At 72.6% G+C, this 26,656-nt stretch carries 26 protein-coding genes; 3 read left to right on the forward strand and 23 right to left on the reverse strand.

Features of this window, described 5'->3' with window-relative positions; translation table 11 throughout:
* Window positions 1-67: 67 nt before the first annotated feature.
* A complete protein-coding gene (gene fmt / locus AC07DW_RS16060; protein ID WP_478858336.1) occupies window positions 68-1,006 on the reverse strand; it encodes a methionyl-tRNA formyltransferase in 939 nt (312 codons plus the stop codon).
* Between the two features lie 229 nt (window positions 1,007-1,235).
* On the opposite strand from fmt, the gene AC07DW_RS16065 reads away from it, so the two are divergent.
* Window positions 1,236-1,754 (forward strand): hypothetical protein, encoded by a 519-nt coding sequence (locus AC07DW_RS16065; protein WP_478858268.1) that lies wholly within the window; start codon window positions 1,236-1,238, stop codon window positions 1,752-1,754.
* A 51-nt stretch (window positions 1,755-1,805) separates the two neighbouring features.
* On the opposite strand, the gene AC07DW_RS16070 is transcribed toward AC07DW_RS16065, so the two are convergent.
* The 14 genes from AC07DW_RS16070 to pyrR form a co-directional block, all read right to left on the reverse strand.
* Window positions 1,806-3,959: a primosomal protein N' gene (locus AC07DW_RS16070; RefSeq protein ID WP_478858269.1), complete on the reverse strand. Its 2,154-nt coding sequence runs from the start codon at window positions 3,957-3,959 to the stop codon at window positions 1,806-1,808.
* Window positions 3,960-4,140: 181 nt separating this feature from the next.
* Window positions 4,141-5,349, reverse strand: a complete 1,209-nt coding sequence (gene metK, locus AC07DW_RS16075) for a methionine adenosyltransferase (RefSeq protein WP_478858270.1) — start codon at window positions 5,347-5,349, stop codon at window positions 4,141-4,143.
* A gap of 242 nt (window positions 5,350-5,591) precedes the next feature.
* Complete coding sequence (gene coaBC / locus AC07DW_RS16080) at window positions 5,592-6,830, reverse strand: bifunctional phosphopantothenoylcysteine decarboxylase/phosphopantothenate--cysteine ligase CoaBC (RefSeq protein ID WP_478858271.1); 1,239 nt, start codon at window positions 6,828-6,830, stop codon at window positions 5,592-5,594.
* 115 nt (window positions 6,831-6,945) lie between these two features.
* Window positions 6,946-7,218: a DNA-directed RNA polymerase subunit omega gene (rpoZ, locus tag AC07DW_RS16085; RefSeq protein WP_005319902.1), complete on the reverse strand. Its 273-nt coding sequence runs from the start codon at window positions 7,216-7,218 to the stop codon at window positions 6,946-6,948.
* 40 nt (window positions 7,219-7,258) lie between these two features.
* Window positions 7,259-7,852, reverse strand: a complete 594-nt coding sequence (gmk, locus tag AC07DW_RS16090) for a guanylate kinase (protein WP_478858272.1) — start codon at window positions 7,850-7,852, stop codon at window positions 7,259-7,261.
* Window positions 7,853-7,890: 38 nt separating this feature from the next.
* Window positions 7,891-8,214: an integration host factor gene (locus AC07DW_RS16095; RefSeq protein WP_064068014.1), complete on the reverse strand. Its 324-nt coding sequence runs from the start codon at window positions 8,212-8,214 to the stop codon at window positions 7,891-7,893.
* 334 nt (window positions 8,215-8,548) lie between these two features.
* A complete protein-coding gene (pyrF, locus tag AC07DW_RS16100) occupies window positions 8,549-9,400 on the reverse strand; it encodes an orotidine-5'-phosphate decarboxylase (protein ID WP_478858273.1) in 852 nt (283 codons plus the stop codon).
* Complete coding sequence (locus AC07DW_RS16105) at window positions 9,397-10,500, reverse strand: quinone-dependent dihydroorotate dehydrogenase (protein WP_478858274.1); 1,104 nt, start codon at window positions 10,498-10,500, stop codon at window positions 9,397-9,399. The genes pyrF and AC07DW_RS16105 overlap by 4 nt, the downstream gene beginning before the upstream one ends.
* Window positions 10,501-10,589: 89 nt before the next feature.
* Window positions 10,590-13,898, reverse strand: a complete 3,309-nt coding sequence (carB, locus tag AC07DW_RS16110) for a carbamoyl-phosphate synthase large subunit (RefSeq protein ID WP_478858275.1) — start codon at window positions 13,896-13,898, stop codon at window positions 10,590-10,592.
* Window positions 13,891-15,030: a glutamine-hydrolyzing carbamoyl-phosphate synthase small subunit gene (gene carA, locus AC07DW_RS16115; RefSeq protein WP_478858276.1), complete on the reverse strand. Its 1,140-nt coding sequence runs from the start codon at window positions 15,028-15,030 to the stop codon at window positions 13,891-13,893. Before carA ends, carB begins: the two co-directional genes overlap by 8 nt.
* Window positions 15,027-15,587, reverse strand: a complete 561-nt coding sequence (locus AC07DW_RS16120) for a PH-like domain-containing protein (protein ID WP_478858277.1) — start codon at window positions 15,585-15,587, stop codon at window positions 15,027-15,029. The genes carA and AC07DW_RS16120 overlap by 4 nt, the downstream gene beginning before the upstream one ends.
* Window positions 15,584-16,870, reverse strand: a complete 1,287-nt coding sequence (locus AC07DW_RS16125; protein WP_478858278.1) for a dihydroorotase — start codon at window positions 16,868-16,870, stop codon at window positions 15,584-15,586. Before AC07DW_RS16125 ends, AC07DW_RS16120 begins: the two co-directional genes overlap by 4 nt.
* Before the next feature lie 5 nt (window positions 16,871-16,875).
* Entirely contained in the window at window positions 16,876-17,853 is a 978-nt protein-coding gene (locus tag AC07DW_RS16130) for an aspartate carbamoyltransferase catalytic subunit (RefSeq protein ID WP_478858279.1), read from the reverse strand.
* 120 nt (window positions 17,854-17,973) lie between these two features.
* Complete coding sequence (gene pyrR, locus AC07DW_RS16135; protein ID WP_478858280.1) at window positions 17,974-18,561, reverse strand: bifunctional pyr operon transcriptional regulator/uracil phosphoribosyltransferase PyrR; 588 nt, start codon at window positions 18,559-18,561, stop codon at window positions 17,974-17,976.
* Between the two features lie 197 nt (window positions 18,562-18,758).
* On the opposite strand from pyrR, the gene bldD reads away from it, so the two are divergent.
* Window positions 18,759-19,259, forward strand: coding sequence for a transcriptional regulator BldD (bldD, locus tag AC07DW_RS16140; RefSeq protein WP_064068023.1), 501 nt, complete (start codon window positions 18,759-18,761; stop codon window positions 19,257-19,259).
* A 194-nt stretch (window positions 19,260-19,453) separates the two neighbouring features.
* Here the strand turns inward: bldD and nusB are convergent, their stop codons facing one another.
* From nusB to AC07DW_RS16155, 3 genes are read right to left on the reverse strand one after another with little or no spacing between them, the layout of a single operon-like run.
* Complete coding sequence (nusB, locus tag AC07DW_RS16145; RefSeq protein ID WP_478858281.1) at window positions 19,454-19,882, reverse strand: transcription antitermination factor NusB; 429 nt, start codon at window positions 19,880-19,882, stop codon at window positions 19,454-19,456.
* Between the two features lie 2 nt (window positions 19,883-19,884).
* Window positions 19,885-20,451: an elongation factor P gene (gene efp / locus AC07DW_RS16150; protein ID WP_478858282.1), complete on the reverse strand. Its 567-nt coding sequence runs from the start codon at window positions 20,449-20,451 to the stop codon at window positions 19,885-19,887.
* Between the two features lie 59 nt (window positions 20,452-20,510).
* A complete protein-coding gene (locus AC07DW_RS16155) occupies window positions 20,511-21,617 on the reverse strand; it encodes an aminopeptidase P family protein (RefSeq protein ID WP_478858283.1) in 1,107 nt (368 codons plus the stop codon).
* Between the two features lie 158 nt (window positions 21,618-21,775).
* Between AC07DW_RS16155 and AC07DW_RS16160 the strand changes: the two genes are divergently transcribed.
* Window positions 21,776-22,291, forward strand: coding sequence for a hemerythrin domain-containing protein (locus AC07DW_RS16160; protein WP_478858284.1), 516 nt, complete (start codon window positions 21,776-21,778; stop codon window positions 22,289-22,291).
* An 82-nt stretch (window positions 22,292-22,373) separates the two neighbouring features.
* Here AC07DW_RS16160 and AC07DW_RS16165 read toward each other — a convergent pair whose 3' ends face one another.
* The 5 genes from AC07DW_RS16165 to aroC all read right to left on the reverse strand — a co-directional run bounded on the left by AC07DW_RS16165 (window position 22,374) and on the right by aroC (window position 26,583).
* On the reverse strand, window positions 22,374-23,234 hold the full coding sequence (locus tag AC07DW_RS16165) for a Pro-rich N-terminal domain-containing protein (protein ID WP_478858285.1): 861 nt from the start codon (window positions 23,232-23,234) through the stop codon (window positions 22,374-22,376).
* 124 nt (window positions 23,235-23,358) lie between these two features.
* Window positions 23,359-23,799, reverse strand: coding sequence for a type II 3-dehydroquinate dehydratase (aroQ, locus tag AC07DW_RS16170; RefSeq protein ID WP_478858286.1), 441 nt, complete (start codon window positions 23,797-23,799; stop codon window positions 23,359-23,361).
* Complete coding sequence (gene aroB, locus AC07DW_RS16175; RefSeq protein WP_478858287.1) at window positions 23,796-24,890, reverse strand: 3-dehydroquinate synthase; 1,095 nt, start codon at window positions 24,888-24,890, stop codon at window positions 23,796-23,798. The genes aroQ and aroB overlap by 4 nt, the downstream gene beginning before the upstream one ends.
* Entirely contained in the window at window positions 24,887-25,402 is a 516-nt protein-coding gene (locus tag AC07DW_RS16180) for a shikimate kinase (RefSeq protein ID WP_478858288.1), read from the reverse strand. Before AC07DW_RS16180 ends, aroB begins: the two co-directional genes overlap by 4 nt.
* Window positions 25,399-26,583: a chorismate synthase gene (gene aroC, locus AC07DW_RS16185; protein ID WP_478858289.1), complete on the reverse strand. Its 1,185-nt coding sequence runs from the start codon at window positions 26,581-26,583 to the stop codon at window positions 25,399-25,401. The genes AC07DW_RS16180 and aroC overlap by 4 nt, the downstream gene beginning before the upstream one ends.
* Window positions 26,584-26,656: the final 73 nt, after the last annotated feature.

Genomic DNA, 26,656 nt, shown 5'->3' on the forward strand with positions numbered 1-26,656 from the left:
TCGAACCCTTTCAGCCTACGTCGGCCCCGCCCGCCCGTCGTCCACCACCACCCGGGTACGCCGGGTGCTACGCGCCGGCCCCGGCCCTCTCCCCCGGGGCGATGCGCACGCCCCGCGCCCAGTCGGCGCCGCGCATCGGTTTCTTGCCCTGCGGCTGGACCCACAGCAGCTCGACGGCGTGCGAACCGGTCCCGGCGTACACGTTGTTCTTGGCGGCCGACAGCTCGCCGGGCGCCAGGTCGGTGCAGTCGGGGACGGGGACGGCCTGCACGACCTTGAGCCGCTCGCCGCGGAACACGGTCCAGGCGCCGGGCGCGGGGGTGCAGCCGCGGACGACCCGGTCGACGCGCAGCGCGGGGGCGGTCCAGTCGAGGTGCGCGTCCTCGACGGTGAGCTTGGGGGCGAGGGTGATGCCCTCGGCGGGCTGCGGTACCGCTTCGAGGGTGCCGTCCTCGATGCCGTCCATCGTCGCGGCGAGCAGCCCGGCACCCGCGAAGGCGAGCCGGGTGAGCAGGTCGCCGCTGGTGTCGGTCGGCCGGACCTCCTCGGTGACCACGCCGTACACCGGGCCGGAGTCCAGTCCCTCCTCGATCCGGAAGGTCGAGGCACCGGTCACCTCGTCACCGGCCATGATCGCGTGCTGCACGGGAGCGGCGCCGCGCCAGGCGGGCAGCAGGGAGAAGTGCAGGTTGACCCAGCCGTGCGCGGGTACGTCGAGCGCCACGCGCGGCAGCAGGGCTCCGTACGCCACGACCGGGCAGCAGTCGGGCGCGATCTCCCGCAGCCGCGCCAGGAAGTCCTCGTCGCGGGGCTTCGCCGGCTTGAGGACCTCGATCCCCGCCTCCTCGGCGCGCCGGGCGACGGGGCTGGCGACGAGCCGGCGGCCGCGCCCGGCGGGGGCGTCGGGCCGGGTGACGACGGCGGCCACCTCGTGCCGGTCCGAGGCGATCAGGGCGTCCAGGGCGGGTACGGCGACCTCGGGGGTGCCTGCGAAGACGAGCTTCATCAGTGGCTGACTGCCTGTCTGTCCGGGGGCGGTGGTGGGCAACGCACCAGTTTAGGCACCGGCCCGGCGGGGGGCGTACGTCGCCTTGCGCGCCCTGGGCATATGCGGATACGCCCCCGCAGCGTGACCCCGACCACCCGTGGCGCGTTGGTCAAGGCAGATTGACCTTAACGGGCCACCGCCACGGAGCGGCCCACCCCTTTTCAACGCCGGTTCGAGAGGCTTGTCAATGGCCGACCACGCAACCCACGACGCCCAAGCCCGGGCGAGCCTGCACCTGCTGGTGCGGGACATCGAGCGGGTCCGCCGGCAGGTGGACGCACTGCGCACGCTCACCGCCCAGCTCGGCAATGTGTACCGCCCGCGGCGATCCGGCCCGTCCACGGGCTTCGTCGTCTACGGCAGGGCCCCGGCCCCCACCGTGCGGCTCGCCCAGGAACTGCGGGACAGCGTCGAGACGCTGGTGACCGCGGCGGTGGACTTCGACCGCTCGCTGGGCTTCTCGTGGGACGCGGTGGGCTCGGCGCTCGGCGTCACCAAGCAGGCGGTCCACCGCCGGTACGGTGCCCGGCGGGCGACGGCGCCGCAGCCGGGGCCGGCGGAGGAGCAGACCGCCGAGCCGGGCGGTACGCGCACGGTGCCCTCGGTGCCGGCCGCCCGCTCGATGCCGCCCCAGCCGACGTCCGGCTCCCAGACCCTCCGCGAAGAGGTCCGCCCGAGCGCCTTCCCCGGCCCGCGCAACGGCTGACCCCCACCCCGGCCGTCCGGCCCCACCCCCGGGGCCGGGCCGCCGGGGGCGTCATCCGATGTCCGGCGGGTCCACCCGGATCCGCACCGGATCGGCGCCGCCCCGGGCCAGCCGCGCCGCCTGCGCCGCCTTCAGCGCGGCCGCCAGCGCCGCCCCGCTGCCCGGCGGGACCCGCAGCAGTGCCCGTTCCCAGAACTCGCCCGGCGGCGGGTCACCCGGCCTGCGCGGCGCGCCCGGCGGCGGGGGCGGCAGCGGCACGGGGCCCAGCACCTCCGCCTCGGCGGGCAGCTCGGCGGTGCCGAGGAACGCCGCCACCGCCTCGGCCCGGCCGGTCACGGCGGCCATCCGGGAGACCGGCGGGAAACCGAGCTCCGCCCGCTCGGCCAGCTCCCGCTGGGCGTGGCCGACCGGGTCCCACCGCACCAGCGCCTGCACGGGCCGCAGCGTCGGCTCGGCCACGATCACGACGGTGCCGCCCTCGTCCTGGCCCCGCACCAGCGAGGCGGCGTCCATCCAGCGCCGCAGCGCCTCCTCGCCGGCCCGCAGGTCGGCGCGGCCCAGCATGGCCCAGCCGTCCAGCAGCAGGGCCGCCGCGTACCCGCCCTCGGCGACCGGCTCGGCGCCCGGGGTGCTGACCACCAACGCGGGCCGGGCGGGCACGGTGTCCAGGACGTGGTCCCGCCCGGAGGTCCGCACCGGCACAGCCGGGAACGCCCGCCCCAGCTCCTCCGCGGTGCGCCGGGCGCCCACCACCTGGGCCCGCAGGCGGACGGACCCGCATTCCGCGCAGTGCCAGTCCGCCTCGCCCCTCCCGCACCAGCCGCACCGCAGTTCCCGCTGCTCGGGCGCCTCCAGGGGGCCCGCGCAGTGCCGGCACCTGGCGGGCGTCCGGCACCGCTCGCACGCCAGCCGGGGGACGTACCCGCGCCGGGGCACCTGCACCAGGACCGGCCCGGACTTGAGGCCCTCCCGCGCCGCCCGCCAGGCCAGCGACGGCAGCCGGGCCGCCCGCGCCGCCTCGTCGCGCGCCAGCTCCCCGTCGCCCACCGTCCGCACCAGCGGCGCGGCGGCGCGAACCTGGTCCCGGGGGGCCACCAGGGGCCGTGCCCAGCCGCTCTCGACGAGCTGCGCCGCCTCGACGGTGCAACTCGTGCCGCCCAGCAGGAAGCCGCACCCGTCGTGCGCGGCGCGCAGCAGCAGCACCTCGCGCGCGTGCGGCAGCGGCGCGTGCTGCTCGCTGTGGCTGGAGTCCCCGTCGTCCCAGATGGCGACCAGGCCGAGGTCCCGTACCGGGGCGAACATCGCCGCGCGTGTCCCCACGACCGCGCGGACCGCCCCGCGCCGCACCGCGAGCCACTGCGCGTACCGCTTCTCGGGCCCCGCCTCGGCGGTCAGCACCGCGTGCCGCCCCTCCCCCAGGACGGCGGTCAGCGCCGCGTCCACCCGGCCGGCCGACCGCCCGTCGGGCACCACGACGAGGGCGCCGCGCCCCGACGCGAGGGTCGCCCCGACCGCTCTGGCCAGCTCGTCCGCCCAGTGCGGCCCGGGCAGCGCGTTCCACACGGCCCGGGGCGAGCGGCCGTCCGCGAGCGCCGCCAGGAACGCCGGCCCCCGCGCGTACCGCTCCCAGGTGGCGGGCTCCGGCGCGGCGGGCGGCGGCAGCGGCTGAGGCGACGGCCGTTTCTCGGCGCGTGCGCTGCGCGGCGGGACCGCCAGTTGCAGCACGTCCGCGAGGCTCCCGGCGTACCGGTCGGCCACCGCCCGCGCCAGTCCGAGCAGCTCGGCGTCGAGCACCGGCTCCGGCGACACCACGCCGGCGAGGGCGGCCAGGGGGCCCGCGTAGTCCGACGCGGCCCGGCGCTCGACGAGGAAACCGTCCATGAGCCGGCCGCCCTCACGGCGGCCGTCCCGCACCTGATGGGCGCCCGCGCCGAAGCGCACCCGCACCCGCACTCCGGGCTGTGCGACGGCGTCGAGCTCCTCGGGGACGGCGTAGTCGAAGAACTGGTCCAGGTGCAGCACGCCCTTGTTCACGACGACCCGGGCGACGGGCAGCTCCTTGGCCAGCGCGGCCCCCCGCCAGGTGCGCGGCTTGGCGCGGGGCACCTTCGCCGCGCGCACCGTCTCCCGTATGAGCGCGAGCTGCTCGGGCGGCTCGGCCCCCCGGCCCCCGCCTTCCCGCTTCCCGTCGTCGCCGCTGCTCACAGCCACATTCCTACCAGAGCGCACTGACAGCACCGGCGGTCCGGCGGTCCGGCGGGCGGTCCGACGGTCCGGCAGCCGTCCGGCACTCCGGCCGCCCGGCCGCTCGGCGGGGGAAACGCCGGAGTCCGGCACCCCGGTCGGGGATGCCGGACTTCCGGTCGGTCGCGGGGCCGTCGAAGGACTACAGCCCGGCCGCCTTGCGCAGGGCGTCCACGCGGTCGGTGCGCTCCCAGGTGAAGTCGGGAAGCTCGCGGCCGAAGTGGCCGTACGCCGCGGTCTGCGCGTAGATGGGGCGCAGCAGGTCGAGATCGCGGATGATCGCGGCCGGGCGGAGGTCGAAGACGTCGCCGATCGCGTTCTCGATCCGCTCGACGTCGACCTTGGCGGTGCCGAAGGTCTCCACGAACAGGCCGACCGGCTCGGCCTTGCCGATCGCGTACGCGACCTGGACCTCGCAGCGCGAGGCGAGCCCGGCCGCGACGACGTTCTTGGCCACCCAGCGCATGGCGTAGGCGGCCGAGCGGTCCACCTTGGACGGGTCCTTGCCGGAGAAGGCGCCGCCGCCGTGGCGGGCCATGCCGCCGTACGTGTCGATGATGATCTTGCGGCCGGTCAGGCCGGCGTCGCCCATGGGGCCGCCGATCTCGAAGCGGCCGGTGGGGTTGACCAGCAGGCGGTAGCCCTCGGTGTCCAGCTTGATGCCGTCGTCCAGGAGCTGCTTGAGGACGTGCTCGACGACGAACTCGCGGATGTCGGGCGCGAGCAGCGACTCCAGGTCGATGTCCGAGGCGTGCTGCGAGGAGACGACGACCGTGTCGAGGCGGACGGCCTTGTCACCGTCGTACTCGATGGTGACCTGCGTCTTGCCGTCGGGCCGCAGGTAGGGAATGGTGCCGTTCTTGCGCACCTCGGTCAGGCGCTTGGACAGCCGGTGGGCGAGGTGGATGGGCAGCGGCATCAGCTCGGGCGTCTCGTCCGACGCGTAGCCGAACATCAGGCCCTGGTCGCCGGCGCCCTGCTTGTCGAGCTCGTCCTCGTCGCCCTCGACGCGCTTCTCGTAGGCGGTGTCGACGCCCTGCGCGATGTCCGGCGACTGGGCGCCGATCGAGACCGAGACGCCGCAGGACGCGCCGTCGAAGCCCTTCTTCGAGGAGTCGTAACCGATCTCCAGGATCTTGTTGCGCACCAGCGTGGGGATGTCGGCGTACGCCTTGGTCGTCACCTCGCCGGCCACATGCACCAGGCCGGTGGTGATCAGCGTTTCCACGGCGACGCGGGAGGTCGGGTCCTCCCGCAGCAGCGCATCGAGAATCGTGTCGCTGATCTGGTCAGCGATCTTGTCGGGGTGACCCTCGGTCACGGACTCCGAGGTGAAGAGACGACGGGACACAACGCTCCCTGGGTTTGCAGCGGCTGCTGGCTGATCATTTGCGGACCGGCAGGGGGCTGCGCCCCGCGTCGTTCCGAGGACAGTTTATCGGGCGCTCTCGGCCGTTGGACCAGGTGTCTCGCACGCTGGGAGCGTGATCGGCCACATCTGCCGTACCTGCGCGCGGAGGATCGACGCGCGCCACGGGCCGGAACGCCGGTTTTCCTGCGGTTTGCTCCGCCCAATGGGGCGAATTCAGAAATTTATACAGTTTTGTCCGAGTCGCCATCGGCCGTGGCGGCGAGCCGCGGGGCGACGAGGTCCCAGACGGTTTCCGCCAGGGCCTCCTTGGGCCCGTACGGTACGGGCGTCTCCGCGCCGTCCGCGGACAGCACCACGGCCTCGTTCTCCTCGGAGCCGAAGGTCTTGCGCTCCCCCACCTCGTTCACCACGAGCAGGTCGCAGCCCTTGCGGCGGAGCTTGTCCCGGCCGTTGGCCAGGACGTCGTCCGTCTCGGCGGCGAAACCGACGACCACCTGGTCCGGACGCGCCCGCTCCGCCGAGATCTCGGCCAGGATGTCGGGGTTGCGCACCAGCGCGACGGGGGCCGGTTCCTGCCCGTCCTTCTTTTTGATCTTGCCCTCGGCGTACGCTGCCGGGCGGAAGTCCGCGACGGCGGCGGCCATCACCACGGCGTCCGCGTCGGCCGCGGCCTTGAGCACCGCCTCGCGCAGCTGCACGGCGGTGCCCACCCGGACGACGTCGACGCCCGCCGGGTCGGGCAGACCGGTGTTGGCCTCGATCAGCGTCACCCGGGCGCCCCGGGCGGCGGCGGTACGGGCCAGGGCGTACCCCTGCTTGCCGGAGGACCGGTTCCCCAGGTAGCGCACCGGATCCAGCGGCTCCCGGGTGCCCCCGGCGCTCACCACGACATGGCGGCCCGCGAGGTCGGGCCGGGCGCCGGCGCCGCGGGCGAGCACCCTGCGGCAGATCTCGAAGATCTGGTCCGGGTCGGGCAGCCGGCCCTTGCCGGTGTCGACGCCGGTGAGGCGGCCCACGGCCGGCTCGATGACGACGGCGCCGCGGCGCCGCAGGGTGGCGACGTTCTCCTGGGTGGCCGGGTGCTCCCACATCTCGGTGTGCATGGCGGGCGCGAAGACCACCGGACACCGGGCGGTGAGGAGCGTGTTGGTCAGCAGGTCGTCCGCCAGGCCGTGCGCGGCCTTCGCCAGCATGTCGGCGGTCGCCGGCGCCACGACCACGAGGTCGGCGTGCTGCCCGATGCGGACGTGCGGCACCTCGTGGACGTCCGACCAGACCTCGGTCGAGACGGGGTGGCCGGACAGGGCGGACCAGGTGGCGGCGCCGACGAAGTTCAGGGCCGAGGCCGTCGGCACGACCCGTACGTCATGGCCGGACTCGGTGAGCCGCCGCAGCAGCTCGCAGGCCTTGTAGGCGGCGATGCCGCCGCTGACTCCGAGGACGACCTTCGGCTTGTCCACTCCACGCCTCCCGGCTCCGTGATTCGGACGAGTCGTACGAGTCGTCCGCCTCCATGACACACCACAGGCCCGGCGGAGTGTCCACCGGGCCTGTGGTGATTCGTGCAGGGGGCGCCTACTGGGCCGGGCCCTCGATGGCCTCGGAGGTCAGCAGACCCGCGTTGATCTCACGCAGGGCGATCGAGAGCGGCTTCTCGTGGACGTGGGTGTCCACCAGCGGACCGACGTACTCCAGCAGGCCCTCACCGAGCTGCGAGTAGTACGCGTTGATCTGACGCGCACGCTTGGCCGCGTAGATCACGAGGCTGTACTTCGAGTCAGTGGCCTCGAGCAGCTCATCGATCGGCGGGTTGATGATGCCCTCGGGCGCGGTGATGGAAGAGGACACGCTCTACCTTCCGAAAAACTTCTGGAAAATGGGACAAAGATCAAACAACTTGCATCAAGGCTAGCAGCTCACGGGCCACGTCCTCGACGGAGGTGTTGACCAGGGTGGTGTCGAACTCGGACTCCGCCGCGAGCTCGATCTTGGCCGCCTCCAGGCGTCGCTCGATGACCTCCGGCGGCTCGGTACCCCGGCCGGTCAGCCGGCGGACCAGCTCGTCCCAGCTCGGCGGGGCCAGGAAGACCAGCTGGGCCTCCGGCATCGACTCGCGGACCAGCCGCGCGCCCTGGAGGTCGATCTCCAGCAGCACGGGCTCACCCGCTTCGAGCCGCTCCAGCACCGCGCGGCGCGGCGTGCCGTAGCGATTGCCGGCGAACTCGGCCCACTCCAGCAGTTCGCCGTTGGCGACCAGCTTGTCGAACTCGTCGTCGGCGACGAAGTGGTACTGCACGCCGTCCCGCTCGCCGGGTCGCGGCTTGCGGGTCGTGGCGGACACCGACAGCCAGACCTCGGGGTGGACCTTGCGCATATGAGCGACGACCGTGCTCTTGCCGACCCCGGAGGGGCCGGAGAGCACGGTCAGTCGCGGACGTACGTCCGGGGGCTCGGGGGCGGTCCCCCGGGATGTTGCGGCCATGGGGCGATTATTCCAGGTTTACTCCAGTGCCCCGGACGTCAGGCCCCGGTGCTGCCGAACTCGCGCTCCAGGGAGGCGATCTGGTTGGAGCCGAGACCCCGGACACGACGGCTCTCGGAGATCCCGAGCCGCTCCATGATCTGCTTGGCGCGGACCTTGCCCACGCCCGGCAGGGACTCCAGGAGGGCCGAGACCTTCATCTTGCCGATGACCTCGTTCTCCTGGCCCTGCTTGATGACCTCCTGGAGCGAGGCGCCGGAGTGCTTGAGTCGATTCTTGACCTCGGCCCGCTCCCGGCGAGCCGCGGCGGCCTTTTCGAGCGCGGCTGCGCGCTGTTCAGGGGTAAGGGGCGGAAGAGCCACGCCTACGTCACCTCGGATGTCGAACTGTCGGATACGGACCGGTGAGGAACCTAGTCGGCCCACACCAGGGGAGCAACGAGCAACGCAGTGCACGTTGGCTCTGCGACGGAGACTAGCGGCCAAGGCCGCCAGAGTCAGCGAGAACGAAGGAAAAGTCCTGGTCAGCATCGATCTACCCAGACATTCGGGATATAACGACCCGGTTTTGTGCGCAGATTCCGGCAACGGTAAGCACGGGACGGCCCAACGTGATCCACGTCACGTCCGGAACGTGGAAACCCACGGTCACCCGAGGGTGACCGTGGGCTCTCGCGGCGGTGCCGACGAGCGGCTGTCAGGCGCCGGTCGCCGCCCGCACCTCGTCCGCGTACCGCTGGGCCGCCGCGCGCAGCGCCGCCGCGTCGGGACCGTGGCGCAGCACGCCCCGGCTGACGCTGGGCACGACGTTGCGCACGGCCTCGCCGAAGACGGCCGGCAGGTCGGCCGGGGTCGCGCCCTGGGCGCCGATGCCCGGCGCGAGCAACGGGCCGTTGATGTCCAGGTCGAAGGAGGAGAGGTCGCCGAGGGTGGCGCCCACGACCGCGCCGAAGGACCCGAGCGGGGTCTCGCCCGCGTTGTCGGCGGCCAGGTGCGCGAGCATGGTCGCCGCGACGGTCCGCCCGGCCGGGTCCTCGGTGCGGACGGCGCGCTGTACCTCGGCGCCCTCCGGGTTGGAGGTCAGGGCGAGGACGAACAGGCCGGAGCCGCTCTCGCGCGCCAGGTCGACGGCCGGCTTCAGCGAGCCGTACCCGAGGTACGGGGAGACGGTGAGCGCGTCGGCGAAGAGCGGCGAGTCCTTGCGGAGGAACGTCTCGGCGTACGCGGTCATCGTGGAGCCGATGTCGCCGCGCTTGGCGTCCATGACGACCAGGGCGCCCGCGTCCCGGAGGTCGGCGACGGCCTGCTCCAGGACGGCGATGCCGCGTGAGCCGAACCGCTCGAAGAAGGCGCTCTGCGGCTTGAAGACGGCCACCCGGTCGGCGAGGGCGTCGACGACCGTCCGGGTGAAGCGCTCCAGGCCCGGCACGTCGTCGCCCAGGCCCCAGGCGGACAGCAGGGAGTCGTGCGGGTCGATGCCGACGCACAGCGGGCCACGGGAGTCCATGGTGCGCCTCAGCCGGGCACCGAAGGGTTCGAGGGGGCTCATGCTGCGGCCTTTCGCGTGTCGGCGCCGACGGCCTCGGCGAGGCTGGCGTACGGGGAGGCGTTCAGCCGGGCCGCGAGGCCCTTGTGGATGGCCCGGGCGTAGAAGGGTCCCTCGTAGACGAAGGCGCTGTAGCCCTGGATCAGGGTGGCGCCGGCCAGGATGCGCTGCCAGGCGTCCTCGGCGTTCTCGATGCCGCCGACGCCGACCAGGGTGATGCGGTCGCCCACGCGCGCGTAGAGGCGGCGCAGCACCTCCAGGGAGCGCTCCTTGAGCGGCGCCCCGGACAGGCCGCCGGTCTCGCCGGTGAGGTGTGCGGGGGACTTCAGTCCCTCGCGGGCGATGGTGGTGTTGGTGGCGATGATGCCGTCCAGGCCCAGCTCGACGGCGAGGTCGGCGACCGCGTCGACGTCCTCGTCGGCCAGGTCGGGCGCGATCTTGACGAGCAGCGGGACGCGGCGGTCGGTGACCGTGCGGTCGGCGGCCTCGCGGACGGCCGTCAGCAGGGGCCTGAGGGACTCCGTGGCCTGGAGGTTGCGCAGCCCCGGGGTGTTGGGCGAGGAGACGTTGACGACCAGGTAGTCGGCGTGGCGGGCGAGCCGCTCGGCCGACTTCACGTAGTCGGCGGCTGCCTCCGCCTCCGGGACGACCTTGGTCTTGCCGATGTTGACGCCGACGACGGTCCTGAACACCGGCACACGCGCGTGGAGGCGGGCCGCCACGGCGGCCGAGCCGTCGTTGTTGAAGCCCATGCGGTTGATCAGGGCGCGGTCCGGTACGAGGCGGAAGAGCCGCTTCCTGGGGTTGCCGGGCTGCGGCTCGCCCGTGACCGTGCCGATCTCGACGTGGTCGAAGCCGAGCATCGCCATGCCGTCGATGGCGACGGCGTTCTTGTCGAAGCCAGCGGCGAGGCCGAACGGGCCGTGCATCCGCAGGCCGAACGCCTCGGTGCGCAGCTCCTGGTGGCGGGGGGCGAGGGCGGCGGCGAGGAAGGTGCGCAGCACCGGGACACGGGCGGCGAGCCGGATCCAGCGGAAGGCCAGGTGATGGGCCTGCTCGGGGTCCATGCGGGTGAAGAACAGCCGGAAGAAGAGCTTGTACATGTGGTGGTGTCCTCATGAGGAGGGGGACACCGTTTCCGGTGTCCCCCTCGTGGGCTGCGAGGGGGTCCGGCCGTCGGGCCGGGCTCCCCTCAGTCGCGGGCCGCGATCAGGTGCTGTGCGTGTTCCTGGAGGGACCGGACGCCGACCCCGCCGTGGTTCAGCGCGTCGATGCCCTGGACGGCGGCGGCGAGCGCCTGCACCGTCGTCAGGCACGGGACGCCGCGCGCCACGGCCGCGGTGCGGATCTCGTAGCCGTCGAGGCGGCCACCGGTGCCGTAGGGGGTGTTGACGATGAGGTCGACCTCGCCGTCGTGGATGAGGCGGACGATGGTCTTCTCGCCGCCGGGGCCCTCGCCCTCGGACTGCTTGCGCACGACGGTGGCGTTGATGCCGTTGCGCTTGAGGACCTCGGCGGTGCCGGAGGTGGCCAGCAGCTCGAAGCCGTGGGCGACCAGCTCGCGGGCCGGGAAGATCATCGAGCGCTTGTCGCGGTTGGCGACCGAGATGAACGCGCGGCCCTTGGTGGGCAGCGGGCCGTAGGCCCCGGCCTGCGACTTGGCGTACGCGGTGCCGAAGACCGCGTCGATGCCCATGACCTCGCCGGTGGAGCGCATCTCCGGGCCGAGGACGGTGTCCACGCCGCGGCCGTGCACGTCGCGGAAGCGCGACCACGGCATCACGGCCTCCTTGACGGAGATCGGCGCGTCCAGCGGCAGGGTGCCGCCGTCGCCGTTCCGCGGCAGCAGGCCCTCCGCGCGGAGCTCGGCGATGGTGGCGCCGAGCGAGATGCGGGCGGCGGCCTTCGCCAGCGGCACGGCGGTCGCCTTGGAGGTGAAGGGGACGGTCCGGGAGGCGCGGGGGTTGGCCTCCAGGACGTACAGGATGTCCCCGGCCATCGCGAACTGGATGTTGATCAGGCCGCGGACGCCGACGCCCTTGGCGATCGCCTCGGTGGAGGCGCGCAGCCGCTTGATGTCGAAGCCGCCGAGGGTGATCGGAGGCAGGGCGCACGCCGAGTCGCCGGAGTGGATGCCGGCCTCCTCGATGTGCTCCATGACGCCGCCGAGGTAGAGCTCGGTGCCGTCGTACAGGGCGTCGACGTCGATCTCGATGGCGTCGTCGAGGAACCGGTCGACCAGGACCGGGCGGGTCGGGGAGATCTCGGTGGACTCGGCGATGTACGCCTCCAGGCGCGCCTCGTCGTACACGATCTCCATGCCGCGCCCGCCGAGGACGTACGAGGGGCGTACGAGGACGGGGTAGCCGATCTCGTCGGCGATGGCCTTGGCGCCGGCGAAGGTGGTCGCGGTGCCGTGCTTGGGGGCGGGGAGGCCCGCCTCGGCGAGGACCTGGCCGAAGGCGCCGCGGTCCTCGGCGGCGTGGATGGCCTCCGGCGGGGTGCCGACGACCGGCACGCCGTTGTCCTTGAGCGCCTGGGCGAGGCCCAGCGGGGTCTGGCCGCCGAGCTGGACGACGACGCCCACGACGGGGCCGGCCAGGGTCTCGGCGTGGACGATCTCCAGTACGTCCTCGAGCGTCAGCGGCTCGAAGTACAGGCGGTCGGAGGTGTCGTAGTCGGTCGAGACGGTCTCGGGGTTGCAGTTGACCATCACGGTCTCGTAGCCGGCCTCGCTCAGGGCGAAGGAGGCGTGGACGCACGAGTAGTCGAACTCGATGCCCTGGCCGATGCGGTTCGGTCCGGAGCCCAGGATGATCACCGCGGGCTTCTCGCGCGGCGCGACCTCGCTCTCCTCGTCGTACGAGGAGTAGAAGTACGGGGTCTTCGCGGCGAACTCGGCGGCGCAGGTGTCGACCGTCTTGTAGACCGGGCGGACGCCGAGGGCGTGCCGGACCTCGCGGACGACGTCCTCGCGCAGGCCGCGGATCTCGGCGATCTGGGCGTCGGAGAAGCCGTGGCGCTTGGCGTCGGCGAGCAGCTCGGGGCCGAGCTTGTCGGCGGCGGCGAGCTCGTCGGCGATCTCCTTGATCAGGAACAGCTGGTCGACGAACCAGGGGTCGATCTTCGTGGAGTCGAAGACCTCCTGCGGCGTGGCGCCGGCCCGGATGGCCTGCATGACGGTGTTGATGCGGCCGTCGGTGGGGCGCACGGCCTCGCGCAGCAGCTCCGCCTTGTCGCCGGGCTCGCCGGTGAAGGTGAACTGGCTGCCCTTCTTCTCCAGGGACCGCAGGGCCTTCTGGAGGGCCTCGGTGAAGTTCCGGCCGATGGCCATGGCCTCGCCGACCGACTTCATCGTCGTGGTCAGCGTGGAGTCGGCGGACGGGAACTTCTCGAAGGCGAAGCGGGGAGCCTTGACGACGACGTAGTCGAGGGTCGGCTCGAAGGAGGCCGGCGTCTTCTCGGTGATGTCGTTGGGGATCTCGTCCAGCGTGTAGCCGACGGCCAGCCGGGCGGCGATCTTCGCGATCGGGAAGCCGGTGGCCTTCGAGGCGAGCGCGGAGGAACGCGAGACGCGGGGGTTCATCTCGATCACGATGACCCGGCCGTCCTCGGGGTTGACCGCGAACTGGATGTTGCAGCCGCCGGTGTCGACGCCGACCTCACGGATGATCGCGATGCCGACGTCGCGGAGGATCTGGTACTCGCGGTCGGTGAGCGTCATCGCCGGGGCGACGGTGATGGAGTCACCGGTGTGCACGCCCATCGGGTCGAAGTTCTCGATGGAGCAGACGACAACGACGTTGTCGTGCTTGTCGCGCATCAGCTCCAGCTCGTACTCCTTCCAGCCGAGGATGGACTCCTCCAGGAGCACCTCGGTGGTGGGGGACAGGGTCAGGCCCTGGCCGGCGATGCGGCGCAGCTCCTCCTCGTCGTGGGCGAAGCCGGAGCCGGCGCCGCCCATGGTGAAGGAGGGGCGGACGACGACGGGGTAGCCGCCCAGCGTCTCGACGCCCTTGAGGACGTCGTCCATGGAGTGGCAGATCACCGAGCGGGCGGACTCGCCGTGGCCGATCTTGGCGCGGACGGCCTCCACGACCCCCTTGAACAGGTCGCGGTCCTCGCCCTTGTGGATCGCCTCGACGTTGGCGCCGATCAGCTCCACGCCGTACTTCTCCAGCACACCCTGCTCGTGCATGGAGATGGCGGTGTTGAGGGCGGTCTGGCCGCCCAGGGTGGGCAGGAGCGCGTCGGGGCGCTCCTTGGCGATGATCTTCTCCACGAACTCGGGCGTGATCGGCTCGACGTAGGTGGCGTCGGCGATCTCCGGGTCGGTCATGATCGTCGCCGGGTTGGAGTTCACCAGGATGACGCGCAGGCCCTCGGACTTGAGGACGCGGCACGCCTGGGTGCCGGAGTAGTCGAACTCGGCGGCCTGGCCGATGACGATCGGGCCGGAGCCGATGACCAGGACGGACTGGATATCGGTGCGCTTAGGCACGCTCGGCCTCCATCAGGGATACGAAGCGGTCGAAGAGGTACGCGGCGTCGTGCGGGCCGGCGGCCGCCTCGGGGTGGTACTGGACGCTGAAGGCCGGCTGGTCGAGCAGCTGGAGGCCCTCCACCACGTTGTCGTTGAGGCAGACGTGGGAGACCTCGGCGCGGCCGTAGGGGGTGTCGGACACCGTGTCGAGGGGGGCGTCGACGGCGAAGCCGTGGTTGTGCGCGGTGACCTCGACCTTGCCGGTCGTACGGTCCTGCACGGGCTGGTTGATGCCGCGGTGGCCGTACTTGAGCTTGTAGGTGCCGAAGCCGAGCGCGCGGCCGAGGATCTGGTTGCCGAAGCAGATGCCGAACAGGGGCGTCCGGCGCTCCAGGACGGCCCGCATGACGGACACGGGGCCGTCGGCGGTGGCGGGGTCGCCGGGGCCGTTGGAGAAGAACACGCCGTCGGGGTTCACGGCGTACACGTCCTCGGCGGTGGCGGTGGCGGGCAGGACGTGCACCTCGATGCCGCGCTCGGCCATCCGGTGCGGGGTCATGCCCTTGATGCCGAGGTCGACGGCGGCGACGGTGAACTTCTTCTCGCCCATGGCGGGGACGACGTACGCCTCCTTCGTCGCCACCTCGGCGGCCAGGTCGGCGCCCGTCATCTGCGGGGCGTCCTGGACCTTGGCCAGCAGGGTCGCGTCGTCCGCGATCGCCTCGCCGGAGAAGATGCCGACACGCATGGCGCCGCGCTCGCGCAGGTGGCGGGTGAGGGCGCGGGTGTCGATGCCGCTGATGCCGACGACGCCCTGGGCGGCCAGCTCGTCGTCCAGGGTGCGGCGGGAGCGCCAGCTGGACGGGACGCGCGCGGGGTCGCGGACGACGTAGCCGGAGACCCAGATCTTCTTGGACTCGGGGTCCTCGTCGTTGACCCCGGTGTTGCCGACGTGCGGCGCGGTCATCACGACGACCTGGCGGTGGTACGACGGGTCGGTCAGGGTCTCTTGGTAGCCGGTCATGCCGGTGGAGAAGACGGCCTCGCCGAAGGTCTCCCCCACGGCCCCGTAGGCGCGGCCGCGGAAGGTGCGGCCGTCCTCCAGGACGAGTACGGCGGGAACCTTGGTTCCCCTGGTGGAGGTGGTCATCGTGCGGTGCCTTCCGTCGTAGTGATCATGGTGTTCAGGGCATTGACCCAGGTGGTGTGCTCGGCCGCCCGGTCGGAGCGGAAGCCGGAGTCGATCAGGGTGTCGCCGTGCTCCCAGGTGACGACCAGCAGGCCGCCCTCGGCGAGGACCTTGCCCGCGATGCCCTTGTCGAGCCGGGCGCCGCGCAGCCGGCCGGCCGGCACGAAGAAGTCGCGCGCCCCGGGGCGTACGACGTCCAGGCCCTGGTCGGTGAGCGTCAGCTCGACGCGGCTGCGGCTGCCCAGGCCGTGGGCGACGATGCGGTCGAGCCACTGCCCGGCGGTGGTGGACCCGTGGTAGCGGCCGCTCATCGTCAGTCTCGCCTCACCGGGCGCGTCCGGCGCGGCGGGGAGGTCGGGCAGGCCGGACTGGAGGCTGGCGCGCCAGGTCCACCCCTGGCGCATCAGCCAGTAGACGAGGGCGATGAGGAGCAGCAGGCCGGCGACCCAGCCGAGCCGGGCGGCCCAGTCGGTCACCTCGGCGGATTTCTGCTCCGCGGCCAGTTCGATGAGTGTCACGCCAGCTTCCCGTCCATGAGCGTCGCCCGGCCCCGCAGGAAGGTGTGGGTCACACGCCCCGGCAGCTCGCGGCCCTCGTAGGGCGTGTTGCGGCTGCGGGAGGCGAAGCCCGCGGGGTCCACGGCTCCACGGTATGCCGGATCGACCAGGGTGAGGTTGGCGGGCTCACCAGCCGAGACGGGGCGGCCGTGGCCGGTGGCGCGGCCGATCCGGGCGGGCGCGAACGACATGCGGTCGGCGACGCCGGCCCAGTCCAGCAGGCCGGTCTCGACCATCGTGTGCTGGACGACGGACAGCGCGGTCTCCAGGCCCACCATGCCCATGGCGGCGGCTGCCCACTCGCAGTCCTTGTCCTCGTGCGGGTGCGGGGCGTGGTCGGTGGCGACGATGTCGATCGTGCCGTCGGCCAGCGCCTCGCGCAGCGCCATGACGTCGCGCTCGGTGCGCAGCGGCGGGTTGACCTTGTAGACCGGGTTGTACGAGCGGACCAGCTCGTCGGTCAGGAGGAGGTGGTGCGGGGTGACCTCGGCGGTGACGTCGATGCCGCGCGACTTGGCCCAGCGCACGATCTCCACGGACCCGGCGGTCGACAGGTGGCAGATGTGGACGCGGGAGCCGACGTGCTCGGCGAGCAGCACGTCACGGGCGATGATCGACTCCTCCGCGACGGCCGGCCAGCCGCCGAGGCCCAGCTCGGCGGAGACCACGCCCTCGTTCATCTGGGCGCCCTCGGTGAGGCGGGGCTCCTGGGCGTGCTGGGCGACGACGCCGCCGAAGGCCTTCACGTACTCCAGGGCGCGGCGCATGATCACCGCGTCGTCGACGCACTTGCCGTCGTCGGAGAAGACGGTGACGCCGGCCGCGGACTCGTGCATGGCGCCCAGCTCGGCGAGCTTCCTGCCCTCCAGCCCGACGGTGACGGCGCCGATGGGCTGCACGTCGCAGTAGCCGTGCTCCTGGCCGAGCCGGTAGACCTGCTCGACGACGCCGGCGGTGTCGGCGACCGGGAAGGTGTTGGCCATGGCGAACACGGAGGTGTAGCCACCGGTGGCGGCCGCCCGGGTGCCGGTGAGGACCGTCTCGGAGTCCTCGCGGCCAGGTTCGCGCAGGTGGGTGTGGAGGTCGACCAGGCCCGGGAGGAGAATCATCCCCCCGGCCTCGACGACGGTGGCGCCGTCGGCCGGCAGGCCGGTACCCACCCGGGCGACGGTCTCGCCGTCGATCAGGACGTCCTGGGCCTCGCCGCCCAGTACCTTCGCACCGCGGATCAGGGTCTTGCTCATGGTTCTTACTTCTCCTCGGTACGGGTGTGGGCGACGGCGGACTCGTTGCCGCCGAGCAGCAGGTACAGGACGGCCATCCGGATCGAGACGCCGTTGGCGACCTGCTCGACGACCGTGCACCGGCCGGAGTCGGCGACCTCGGCGGTGATCTCCATGCCGCGCACCATCGGGCCGGGGTGCATCACCACGGCGTGCTCGGGCATCTTCGCCATCCGGTCGCCGTCGAGGCCGTAGCGGCGGGAGTACTCGCGCTCGGTGGGGAAGAACGCGGCGTTCATGCGCTCGCGCTGGACGCGCAGCATCATCACGGCGTCGGACTTCGGCAGGGTGCTGTCGAGGTCGTACGACACCTCGCAGGGCCAGTTCCCGACGCCGACCGGGACGAGGGTGGGCGGGGCGACGAGGGTGACCTCGGCGCCGAGGGTGTGCAGCAGGTCCACGTTGGAGCGGGCGACCCGGCTGTGCAGGACGTCCCCGACGATGGTGATCCGCTTGCCGGCCAGGTCCCGGCCGAGCCCGGCGTCCCGGCCGACCAGCCGGCGGCGCATGGTGAAGGCGTCCAGCAGCGCCTGTGTGGGGTGCTGGTGGGTGCCGTCACCGGCGTTGATGACGACGGCGTCGATCCAGCCGGAGGTGGCCAGCCGGTACGGGGCGCCGGAGGCGCCGTGCCGGATGACGACGGCGTCGACGCCCATGGCCTCCAGGGTCTGCGCGGTGTCCTTGAGGGACTCGCCCTTGGACACCGAGGAGCCCTTGGCGCTGAAGTTGATGACGTCGGCGGAGAGGCGCTTCTCGGCGGCCTCGAAGGAGATGCGGGTGCGGGTCGAGTCCTCGAAGAAGAGGTTGACGACGGTGCGGCCGCGCAGGGTGGGCAGCTTCTTGATCGGCCGGTCGGCGACCCGGGCCATCTCCTCGGCGGTGTCGAGGATGAGGACGGCGTCGTCGCGGGTGAGGTCGGCGGCCGAGATGAGGTGACGCATCATCTTGGGGTGTTTCTCCGGTTTTGTGGAGGCAGAGGGCCGAGTGGGGACCTGTGCGGGACAGGCCCGCGGGCATGCGGGCGCGCGGCGGGGCGCACCGTACGAAGGGGTCGTACGGGGGCGCTACCGCTCGCCGGCCGGAGCGGTGGGGGCGGTCTCCCGCACACCGAGCAGCACGGTGTCGCGACCGTCCTCCTCGGAGAGCTGGACCTTGACCGTCTCCCGCAGCGACGTGGGGAGGTTCTTGCCGACGTAGTCGGCGCGGATCGGGAGTTCGCGGTGGCCCCGGTCGACGAGGACCGCGAGCTGGACGGCGCGCGGGCGGCCGATGTCGCCGAGCGCGTCGAGGGCGGCGCGGATGGTGCGGCCGGAGAACAGCACGTCGTCGACGAGGACGACCAGTCGGCCGTCGATGCCGTCGCCGGGGATCTCGGTGCGGGCGAGCGCACGGGCGGGCCGCATCCGCAGGTCGTCCCGGTACATGGTGATGTCGAGCGAGCCGACCGGCGTCGTCCGGCCGGTGATCTGCTCGAGCTTGTCGGCGAGGCGGCGGGCGAGGAAGACGCCGCGCGTGGGAATGCCGAGGAGTACCACGTCGTCGGCGCCCTTGGCGCGCTCGACGATCTCGTGGGCGATACGGGTCAGTACCCGCGCGATGTCGGGGCCCTCGAGGACGGGGCGCGCGGCATCGGACTGCTGAGTGGCGTCCATACGAAACGGACCTCCTTCTCCGCCTCACGGGACGGACCTTAAAGGACGTCGGATTTGCGCCACCCACGGTACCAGGGTCGAGGAGCTGCTCGGATCCGGGCCGGTGAACACCGTCGGTACGGACCATTCGGCTTGACGCAGCCAAGTAACGCTGCGTAACCTCACAGTGAGTTACCAGCCTTCGTCCCGGGAGCTATATGTCCAGCGAATACGCAAAACAGCTAGGGGCCAAGCTCCGTGCCATCCGCACCCAGCAGGGCCTCTCCCTCCACGGTGTGGAGGAGAAGTCCCAGGGCCGCTGGAAGGCCGTGGTGGTCGGTTCGTACGAGCGCGGCGACCGTGCCGTGACCGTGCAGCGCCTCGCCGAGCTGGCCGACTTCTACGGCGTCCCGGTGCAGGAGCTGTTGCCGGGCACCACGCCGGGCGGAGCCGCCGAGCCGCCGCCGAAGCTCGTCCTGGACCTGGAGCGGCTGGCGCACGTCCCCGCGGAGAAGGCGGGCCCGCTGCAGCGCTACGCGGCGACGATCCAGTCGCAGCGCGGTGACTACAACGGCAAGGTGCTGTCCATCCGCCAGGACGACCTGCGCACCCTGGCCGTCATCTACGACCAGTCGCCCTCGGTGCTGACCGAGCAGCTGATCAGCTGGGGCGTGCTGGACGCGGACGCGCGCCGTGCGGTGGCGCACGAAGAGGCCTGACAGCCGCGACCCCCTACAGCAGAAACGTTGCCGCCGGGTGCGGTGGGGAGCCTTCGGGCGTCCCACCGCACCCGGCGGCTCTCTGCTGCCCGGCGCCCCGTGCCGCCCCCTCCGGCGCCCCACGCCGCCGCTCCACGCCGAAGGGCCCGCCGCGCGAGTGCGCTGCGGGCCCTTCGGGCGGAACGGGTCACGGGTCAGTCCCGGCGGAGCCTCGGCTTGAGGTCCTTGAAGCGGGCCAGCAGGCCGTTGACGAACGACGGCGAGTCGTCGGTGGAGAACTCCTTGGCGAGCTGCACCGCCTCGTCGATCACCACGGCGTCCGGCGTGCCGTCCACCCAGACCAGCTCGTAGGCACCGAGGCGCAGGATGTTGCGGTCCACGACCGGCATCCGGTCGAGCGCCCAGCCTTCCGCGTAGGTGGCGATGAGCTCGTCGATCCGGCCGGCGTACTGCGCGTACCCCTCGACGAGCTCCATCGTGTACTCGCCGACCGGCGGCTGCCGGTCGTCGGACCGGGCGTGCCGGACCCAGTCCGCGAGCACCTCCTGCGCGGGCACCCCGCGCTGGTCGGCCTCGAAGAGGATCTGGAAGGCGCGCTTGCGGGCCTTGTTCCGGGCAGCCACGGTTAGCTGTTCACCCGGCCGAGGTAGTCGCTCGTGCGGGTGTCGACCTTGATCTTCTCACCGGTGGTGATGAAGAGCGGGACCTGGATCTGGTGGCCGGTCTCCAGGGTGGCCGGCTTGGTGCCGCCGGTGGAGCGGTCGCCCTGGACGCCCGGCTCGGTCTCCTGGATGGTCAGCTCGACGGCGGCCGGGAGCTCGACGTAGAGCACCTCGCCCTCGTGCGTGGCGACGGTGGCGGTGAAGCCCTCGATCAGGAAGTTCGCGGCGTCGCCGACGGCCGCGCGGGAGACGTGCAGCTGGTCGTACGTCTGCATGTCCATGAAGACGAAGTACTCGCCGTCCATGTACGAGAACTGCATGTCGCGGCGGTCGACGGTGGCCGTCTCGACCTTCACACCGGCGTTGAACGTCTTGTCGACGATCTTGCCGGAGAGCACGTTCTTGAGCTTGGTGCGCACGAAGGCCGGGCCCTTACCGGGCTTGACGTGCTGGAACTCGACCACGGACCAGAGCTGGTCGTTGTCGAGCTTGAGCACCATGCCGTTCTTGAGGTCGTTCGTGGAAGCCACGGTTGCGGAATCTCCTGGACTGACGCTGGTGGACGACCGAGGCGTGGTGCGTCACGCGCTTACAGCGCGAGCAGCTCCTTGGTCGTGATGGTGAGTAGCTCGGGTCCGCCGTCCGCCTCCTGGCGTACGACGAGCGTGTCATCGATCCGGACGCCGCCCCGGCCCGGGAGGTGGACCCCCGGTTCGACGGTGACCGGCACACAAGCGTCCAGTTTACCCATGGCGCCGGGTGCCAACTGCGGGTCCTCCTGGATTTCCAGGCCCACACCGTGTCCGAGGACGGCCGGGACGCACTCCCCGTACCCGGCGCCGTCCAGGATCTGGCGGGCCGCCCGGTCGACGTCGCGGTACGCCCTGCCGGGGGTGAGCGCCTCGCGGGCGGCCCGCTGAGCGGCGAAGACGAGGTCGTACAGCTCGATCTGCCAGTCCGCGGGCGAGGTGCCGATGACGAACGTCCGGCCGATCTCGCAGCGGTAGCCCCGGTAGTTGGCGCCCAGGCAGACGGAGAGGAAATCGCCTTCCTCGACGCGGCGGTCGGAGGGCCGGTGGCCGCCCCGGCCCGCGTTGGGGCCCGTCGCCACGGAGGTGGCGAACGCGGGACCGTCGGCACCGTGGTCCACCAGCCGGCGCTCCAGTTCGAGGGCGAGGTGACGCTCGGTGCGCCCGACGAGGATGGACTCCAGGAGCTCGCCGAGCGCCTGGTCGGTGATCTCCGCCGCGATCCGCAGGCAGGTGATCTCGTCCTCGTCCTTGACGATCCGCTCCTGCTCGATCGCGGTGCCCAGGTCCGCCAGGCGCACCCGCGGAGCCGCCGAGCCCATCGCCCGGTGGCGGGCCACGCTCAGATGGTGCTCCTCGACGGCCAGCACGTCGGCCCCCTCCCCGCGGGCGAGGTCGACCGCCGCGACCGCCGGGTCGGTTCCGGCAGCGGGCAGCACGACGAGCCGCAGCGACTCGTCGATGCGCCCCTCCACGGGATCGCCGGTCGGCGTGCGGGGGCACAGCAGGACGTCGTCGCCCGCGCCCAGCAGCAGGACGGCACCCGGGGGCGCGCCGCCCGCGAGATACCGGACATTGGCGGGGCGGGAGACCAGGGCCGCCGCAGAGCCGGACGCCGCGCACCGGTCGCGCAGCCGCCCTCGGCGGTCCGCAAACACCTCTGACATGCCCCGAGCCTACGAGCGCCCGCGCCGCTCGGCAGGTCGGGCGGGACCGACCGGGGCGCCGGCGGTGCCACACGGGCGGACGAACGCCGGTGGTCAACCGAGAAAATCGGGGTATCCGGCGGATCGGACACATTGTTCACGGTTCGAAGGAGTCGCCCATGCCGGCCAGCACTGCCACCACGACCACCGACGTCGTCGAGCTGATCCTGAGCGATCACCGCAAGATGGAGGAGCTGTTCCGGGCGATGCGGAACGTCGAGGCCGACCGGGCGAAGGCGCTCCAGGAGTTCGCCGCCCTGCTCGTGGCGCACGCCTCGGCGGAGGAGAGCGAGGTCTACCCCGCGCTGCGGCGGTACAAGAACGTGGACGACGAGGACGTCGAGCACAGCGTGCACGAGCACGAGGAGGGCAACGAGGCCCTCCTGGCGCTGCTCGAGGTCGAGGACGTCGGCTCCGAGGAGTGGGACGAGAAGCTCGAGGAGCTGGTCACGGCGGTGAACCACCACGCGGACGAGGAGGAGCGGACCCTCCTCAACGACGCGCGCGAGAACGTCTCGGACGAACGCCGGGCCGAGCTGGGCGCGGCGTTCGCGGAAGCCCGCGCGCGGGAGCTGAAGGCCGACTGCGGCCGGCTGGAGAACGTGCGCCGGCTGGTGGAGTCGTCCTCCGACTGAGCGCGGCAGGCGACGCGCGGCGAACCGCCCGGACGGGTCCGTCCGGGCGGTTCGCCGTTTCCCGCGCGGCCGGCGGGCCGGGCTAGAAGGACGGCGGACTGGCTATGGCGCGGGCGAGGACGTCGTCCAGGACGCGGGCGGTGGTCTCCACGTCGTACGCGGAGTTGTCGATGATCGGCAGACCCGAGCCGTACCACCCGGCCATCCGGCCGTGGATGCCGGCGACCTCCTCGTCCGACAGACGGCGGTTGCCGGTGCGCTCGGCGTTGCGCTCCAGGACGATCTCCAGGCCCGGGAGGAGCACCACGGGGAGCAGACCCGGCCCGACGTGCCGCTTCCAGCCGCCGAGGCCGACCACGGGGCGGTCGGGGAAGACGGCGTCGTCGAGGATGCAGGAGATGCCGTTGGCGAGGAAGTTCCGCGCGGCGAAACCGCAGGTGCGGCGGGCCAGCCGGTACTGGGCCTCGGACCGGTCGTTCCAGCCGTCCTGGGGGTCGGCGAAGCCGGCGCAGACCCATTCGCGCACGTCGTCGAGGCTGATGTGCGCGGTCGGGACGCGGCGGTTGTTCGCCCAGTGCCGGGCCACGGTCGTCTTGCCCGCACCGGCTGGGCCGATGAGCAGCACGGCCAGGGTGGCGGTGCCCGTGCCGGTCGCGGCGCCGTGGCCGGCGGGCGGCGGCGGGGCCGGGGCGGCGACCGGGGTGCCGGGCGGGAGGTGGACGTGGCCCGTGGTGTCGGCCGGCGGCACGGGGGGCCCGGACCAGCCCGGGGCGGGCGGGTGCGCCGGAGCGGCCCCCGTCGGGGGTGCGGCCGTGGGCGGGGCGGGCGGCCCCTGGGGCGGCGGCGGGCCCGGGTGATGGGCGGCGGCCTGGGTCGTCCATCCGGTGGCTGCGTGCCCCGGCTGGTGGGGCGGCGGCAGCGGAGCCCCCACTGCGTGCTGCATCCGGTGCCACTCCGTCTCGTGCGACTGACGCTGATCGGGCGCCCGTTCGGGTCGTCCGTTACCGAACCGTACCCTCCCCGGCCGCTGTTGGGTGAAACGGCCGGGGACGGTGGGACGTGCCCGGTCAGTCGGTGAGCTCGTCGGCGAGGGCGCGCAGGGCGAGACGGTAGGACCCGATACCGAAGCCCGCGACGGTGCCGGTGGCGACCGCCGCCACCACGGAGGTGTGCCGGAACTCCTCACGCGCGTACGGGTTGGAGATGTGCACCTCGATGAGGGGAGCGGTGCGCTGGGCTGCCGCGTCCCTCATCCCGTACGAGTAGTGGGTGAAGGCGCCCGGGTTGAGGACCACCGGGAGCGAGCCGTCGGCCGCCTCGTGCAGCCAGCGGATCAGCTCGCCCTCGTCGTTCGTCTCGCGTACGTCGACGTCGAAGCCCAGCTCGGCGCCGAGCGCCTCGCAGGTGTCCACCAGCCCGGCGTAGGACGTCGCGCCGTACACGTCGGGCTCCCGCGAACCGAGCCGGCCGAGGTTGGGGCCGTTGAGTACGAGCACCCTGCGGGTCATGCGGAGACCTCACCGTACGCGGCGGTGAGGACCGCCGGGTCCGGGCCTTCGAGGACCGTCGGCCTGGCCAGGCCGTCGAGGACGATGAACCGCAGCAGGTCGCCGCGGGACTTCTTGTCGACCTTCATGGTCTCCAGGAGCTTGGGCCACTGGTCGCCGCGGTAGGTGAGGGGCAGCCCGACGGACTCCAGGACGGCGCGGTGCCGGTCGGCGGTGGCGTCGTCGAGCCGGCCGGCGAGGCGGCCGAGTTCGGCGGCGAAGACCATGCCGACGGACACGGCGGCGCCGTGGCGCCACTTGTAGCGCTCGTTCTTCTCGATGGCGTGGGCGAGGGTGTGCCCGTAGTTGAGGATCTCGCGGAGGCCGGATTCCTTGAGGTCGGACGAGACGACGTCCGCCTTCACCCGGATCGAGCGCTCGATGAGCTCGGCGGTGTGCGGCCCCCCGGGTGTCCGGGCCGCGGCCGGGTCCGCCTCGATCAGGTCCAGGATCACCGGGTCGGCGATGAAGCCGGCCTTGATGATCTCGGCCAGGCCGCTGACGTAGTCGTGCACCGGCAGCGAGTCCAGCGCGGCGAGGTCGCACAGGACACCGGCCGGCGGGTGGAAGGCGCCCACGAGGTTCTTGCCCTCGGCGGTGTTGATGCCGGTCTTGCCGCCGACGGCCGCGTCGACCATCGCCAGGACGGTGGTGGGCACGGCGACCCAGCGCACGCCGCGCAGCCAGGTGGCCGCCACGAATCCGGCGAGGTCGGTGGTGGCACCGCCGCCCACGCCGACGATGACGTCGGTACGGGTGAAACCGGTCTGGCCGAGCGCCTTCCAGCAGTACGCCGCGACCTCGGCCGTCTTGGCCTCCTCGGCGTTGGGCACCTGGATGGCGACCGCCTCGTACCCCTGGTCGGCGAGGTCGGCGCGCAGTGCCTCACCGGTCTCGGCGAGCGCCTCCGGGTGGATCACGGCGACGCGCTTGGCCTTCGGGCCGATGGTGCCGGCGAGTTCGCCGAGCAGCCGCCGGCCGACCAGCACCTCGTACGGGTCGGTGCCGGCCGTGCCGCCGACCTGGATGCGGGTCACTGCTTGGTCAGTCACTTCTGAAGCTCCAGTGCGTCGAGGACCGCCTCGGCGACCTCTTCGGGGGTCTTGTCGTCGGTGGCCACGACCACGCGGGCGACGTCGGTGTACAGGTGGCGCCGGGCCTCCATCAGCTCACGCCACTGGCGGCGCGGGTTGACGGCGAGCAGCGGGCGGGCGGTGTTCAGGCCGACGCGGCGGACCGCCTCCTCGACGTCCATCGACAGGTAGACGACCGGCCGGCCGGCGAGCAGCTCGCGGGTGCCGGCGTCGAGGACGGCGCCGCCGCCGAGGGCGAGGACGCCGGTGTGTCCGGCGACGGCGGCCCGGACGGCCTCGCGTTCGAGGGCGCGGAAGTGCTCCTCGCCGTCCTCGATGAAGATGTCGGAGATCTCGCGTCCCTCGGCGGCCACGATGTCCGCGTCGGTGTCCCGGTAGGGCGCGCCGAGCCGCTCGGCGAGGAGCGCGCCCACGGTGGACTTGCCGGAGCCCATCGGCCCGACCAGGACGATCAGCGGGCCGTCGCTCACCGGATGTGGAGGTTGTCGAGGTACGAGCGGACGTTGCGGCGGGTCTCCGCCACACTGTCGCCGCCGAACTTCTCGGCGACCGCGTCGGCGAGGACGAGGGCCACCATGGCCTCAGCGACGATGCCGGCGGCCGGGACCGCGCAGACGTCGGAACGCTGGTGGTGCGCGGCGGCGGCCTCGCCGGTGACGACGTCGACGGTCTTGAGCGCCCGGGGCACGGTCGCGATGGGCTTCATGGCGGCGCGTACGCGCAGCAGCTCGCCCGTCGTGAGACCGCCCTCCGTGCCGCCGGAGCGGCCCGAGGTGCGCTTGATGCCCTCGCCGGTGGCGACGATCTCGTCGTGCGCCTGGGAGCCGGGGACCCGGGCCAGGTCGAAGCCGTCGCCGACCTCGACGCCCTTGATGGCCTGGATGCCCATGAGGGCGGCGGCCAGGCGGGCGTCCAGGCGCCGGTCCCAGTGGACGTGGGAGCCGAGGCCCACGGGCACGCCGTAGGCGAGGACCTCGACGACGCCGCCGAGGGTGTCGCCGTCCTTGTGGGCCTGGTCGATCTCGGCGACCATCGCCTTCGACGCGTCGGCGTCCAGGCAGCGCACCGGGTCGGCGTCCAGCTTCTCCACGTCGGCCGGGGCCGGGTACACGCCGTACGGCGCCCTGGCGGCGGCCAGCTCGACGACGTGGGACACGATCTCGATGCCGGCCGTCTCCTTGAGGTACGAGCGGGCGACGGCGCCCAGCGCGACGCGGGCGGCGGTCTCGCGGGCGCTGGCCCGCTCCAGGACCGGCCGGGCCTCGTCGAAGCCGTACTTCTGCATCCCGGCCAGGTCGGCGTGACCGGGGCGCGGCCGGGTCAGCGGGGCGTTGCGGGCCAGTTCGGCGAGCTCGGCCGGGTCGACCGGGTCGGCCGCCATGACCTTCTCCCACTTGGGCCACTCGGTGTTGCCGACCATCACGGCCACGGGCGAGCCCATGGTCAGGCCGTGCCGTACGCCGCCGAGGAAGGTCACCTCGTCGCGTTCGAACTTCATGCGCGCACCGCGCCCATAGCCGAGCCGCCGACGGGCCAGGTGGTCCGCCACCATCTCCGTGGTGATCGGGACACCGGCGGGAAGACCCTCCAGCGTCGCCACCAGTGCGGGGCCGTGCGACTCCCCCGCGGTCAGCCAGCGCAACCTGCTCAACGGTGCTCCTCATGCTCGCGCCTCGACTGCGACGGCGCGACCGGGTGCGCGGCCCTGGCCCGCCTCCCCTGAT

The organism is Streptomyces sp. NPDC045701 (assembly GCF_056432045.1).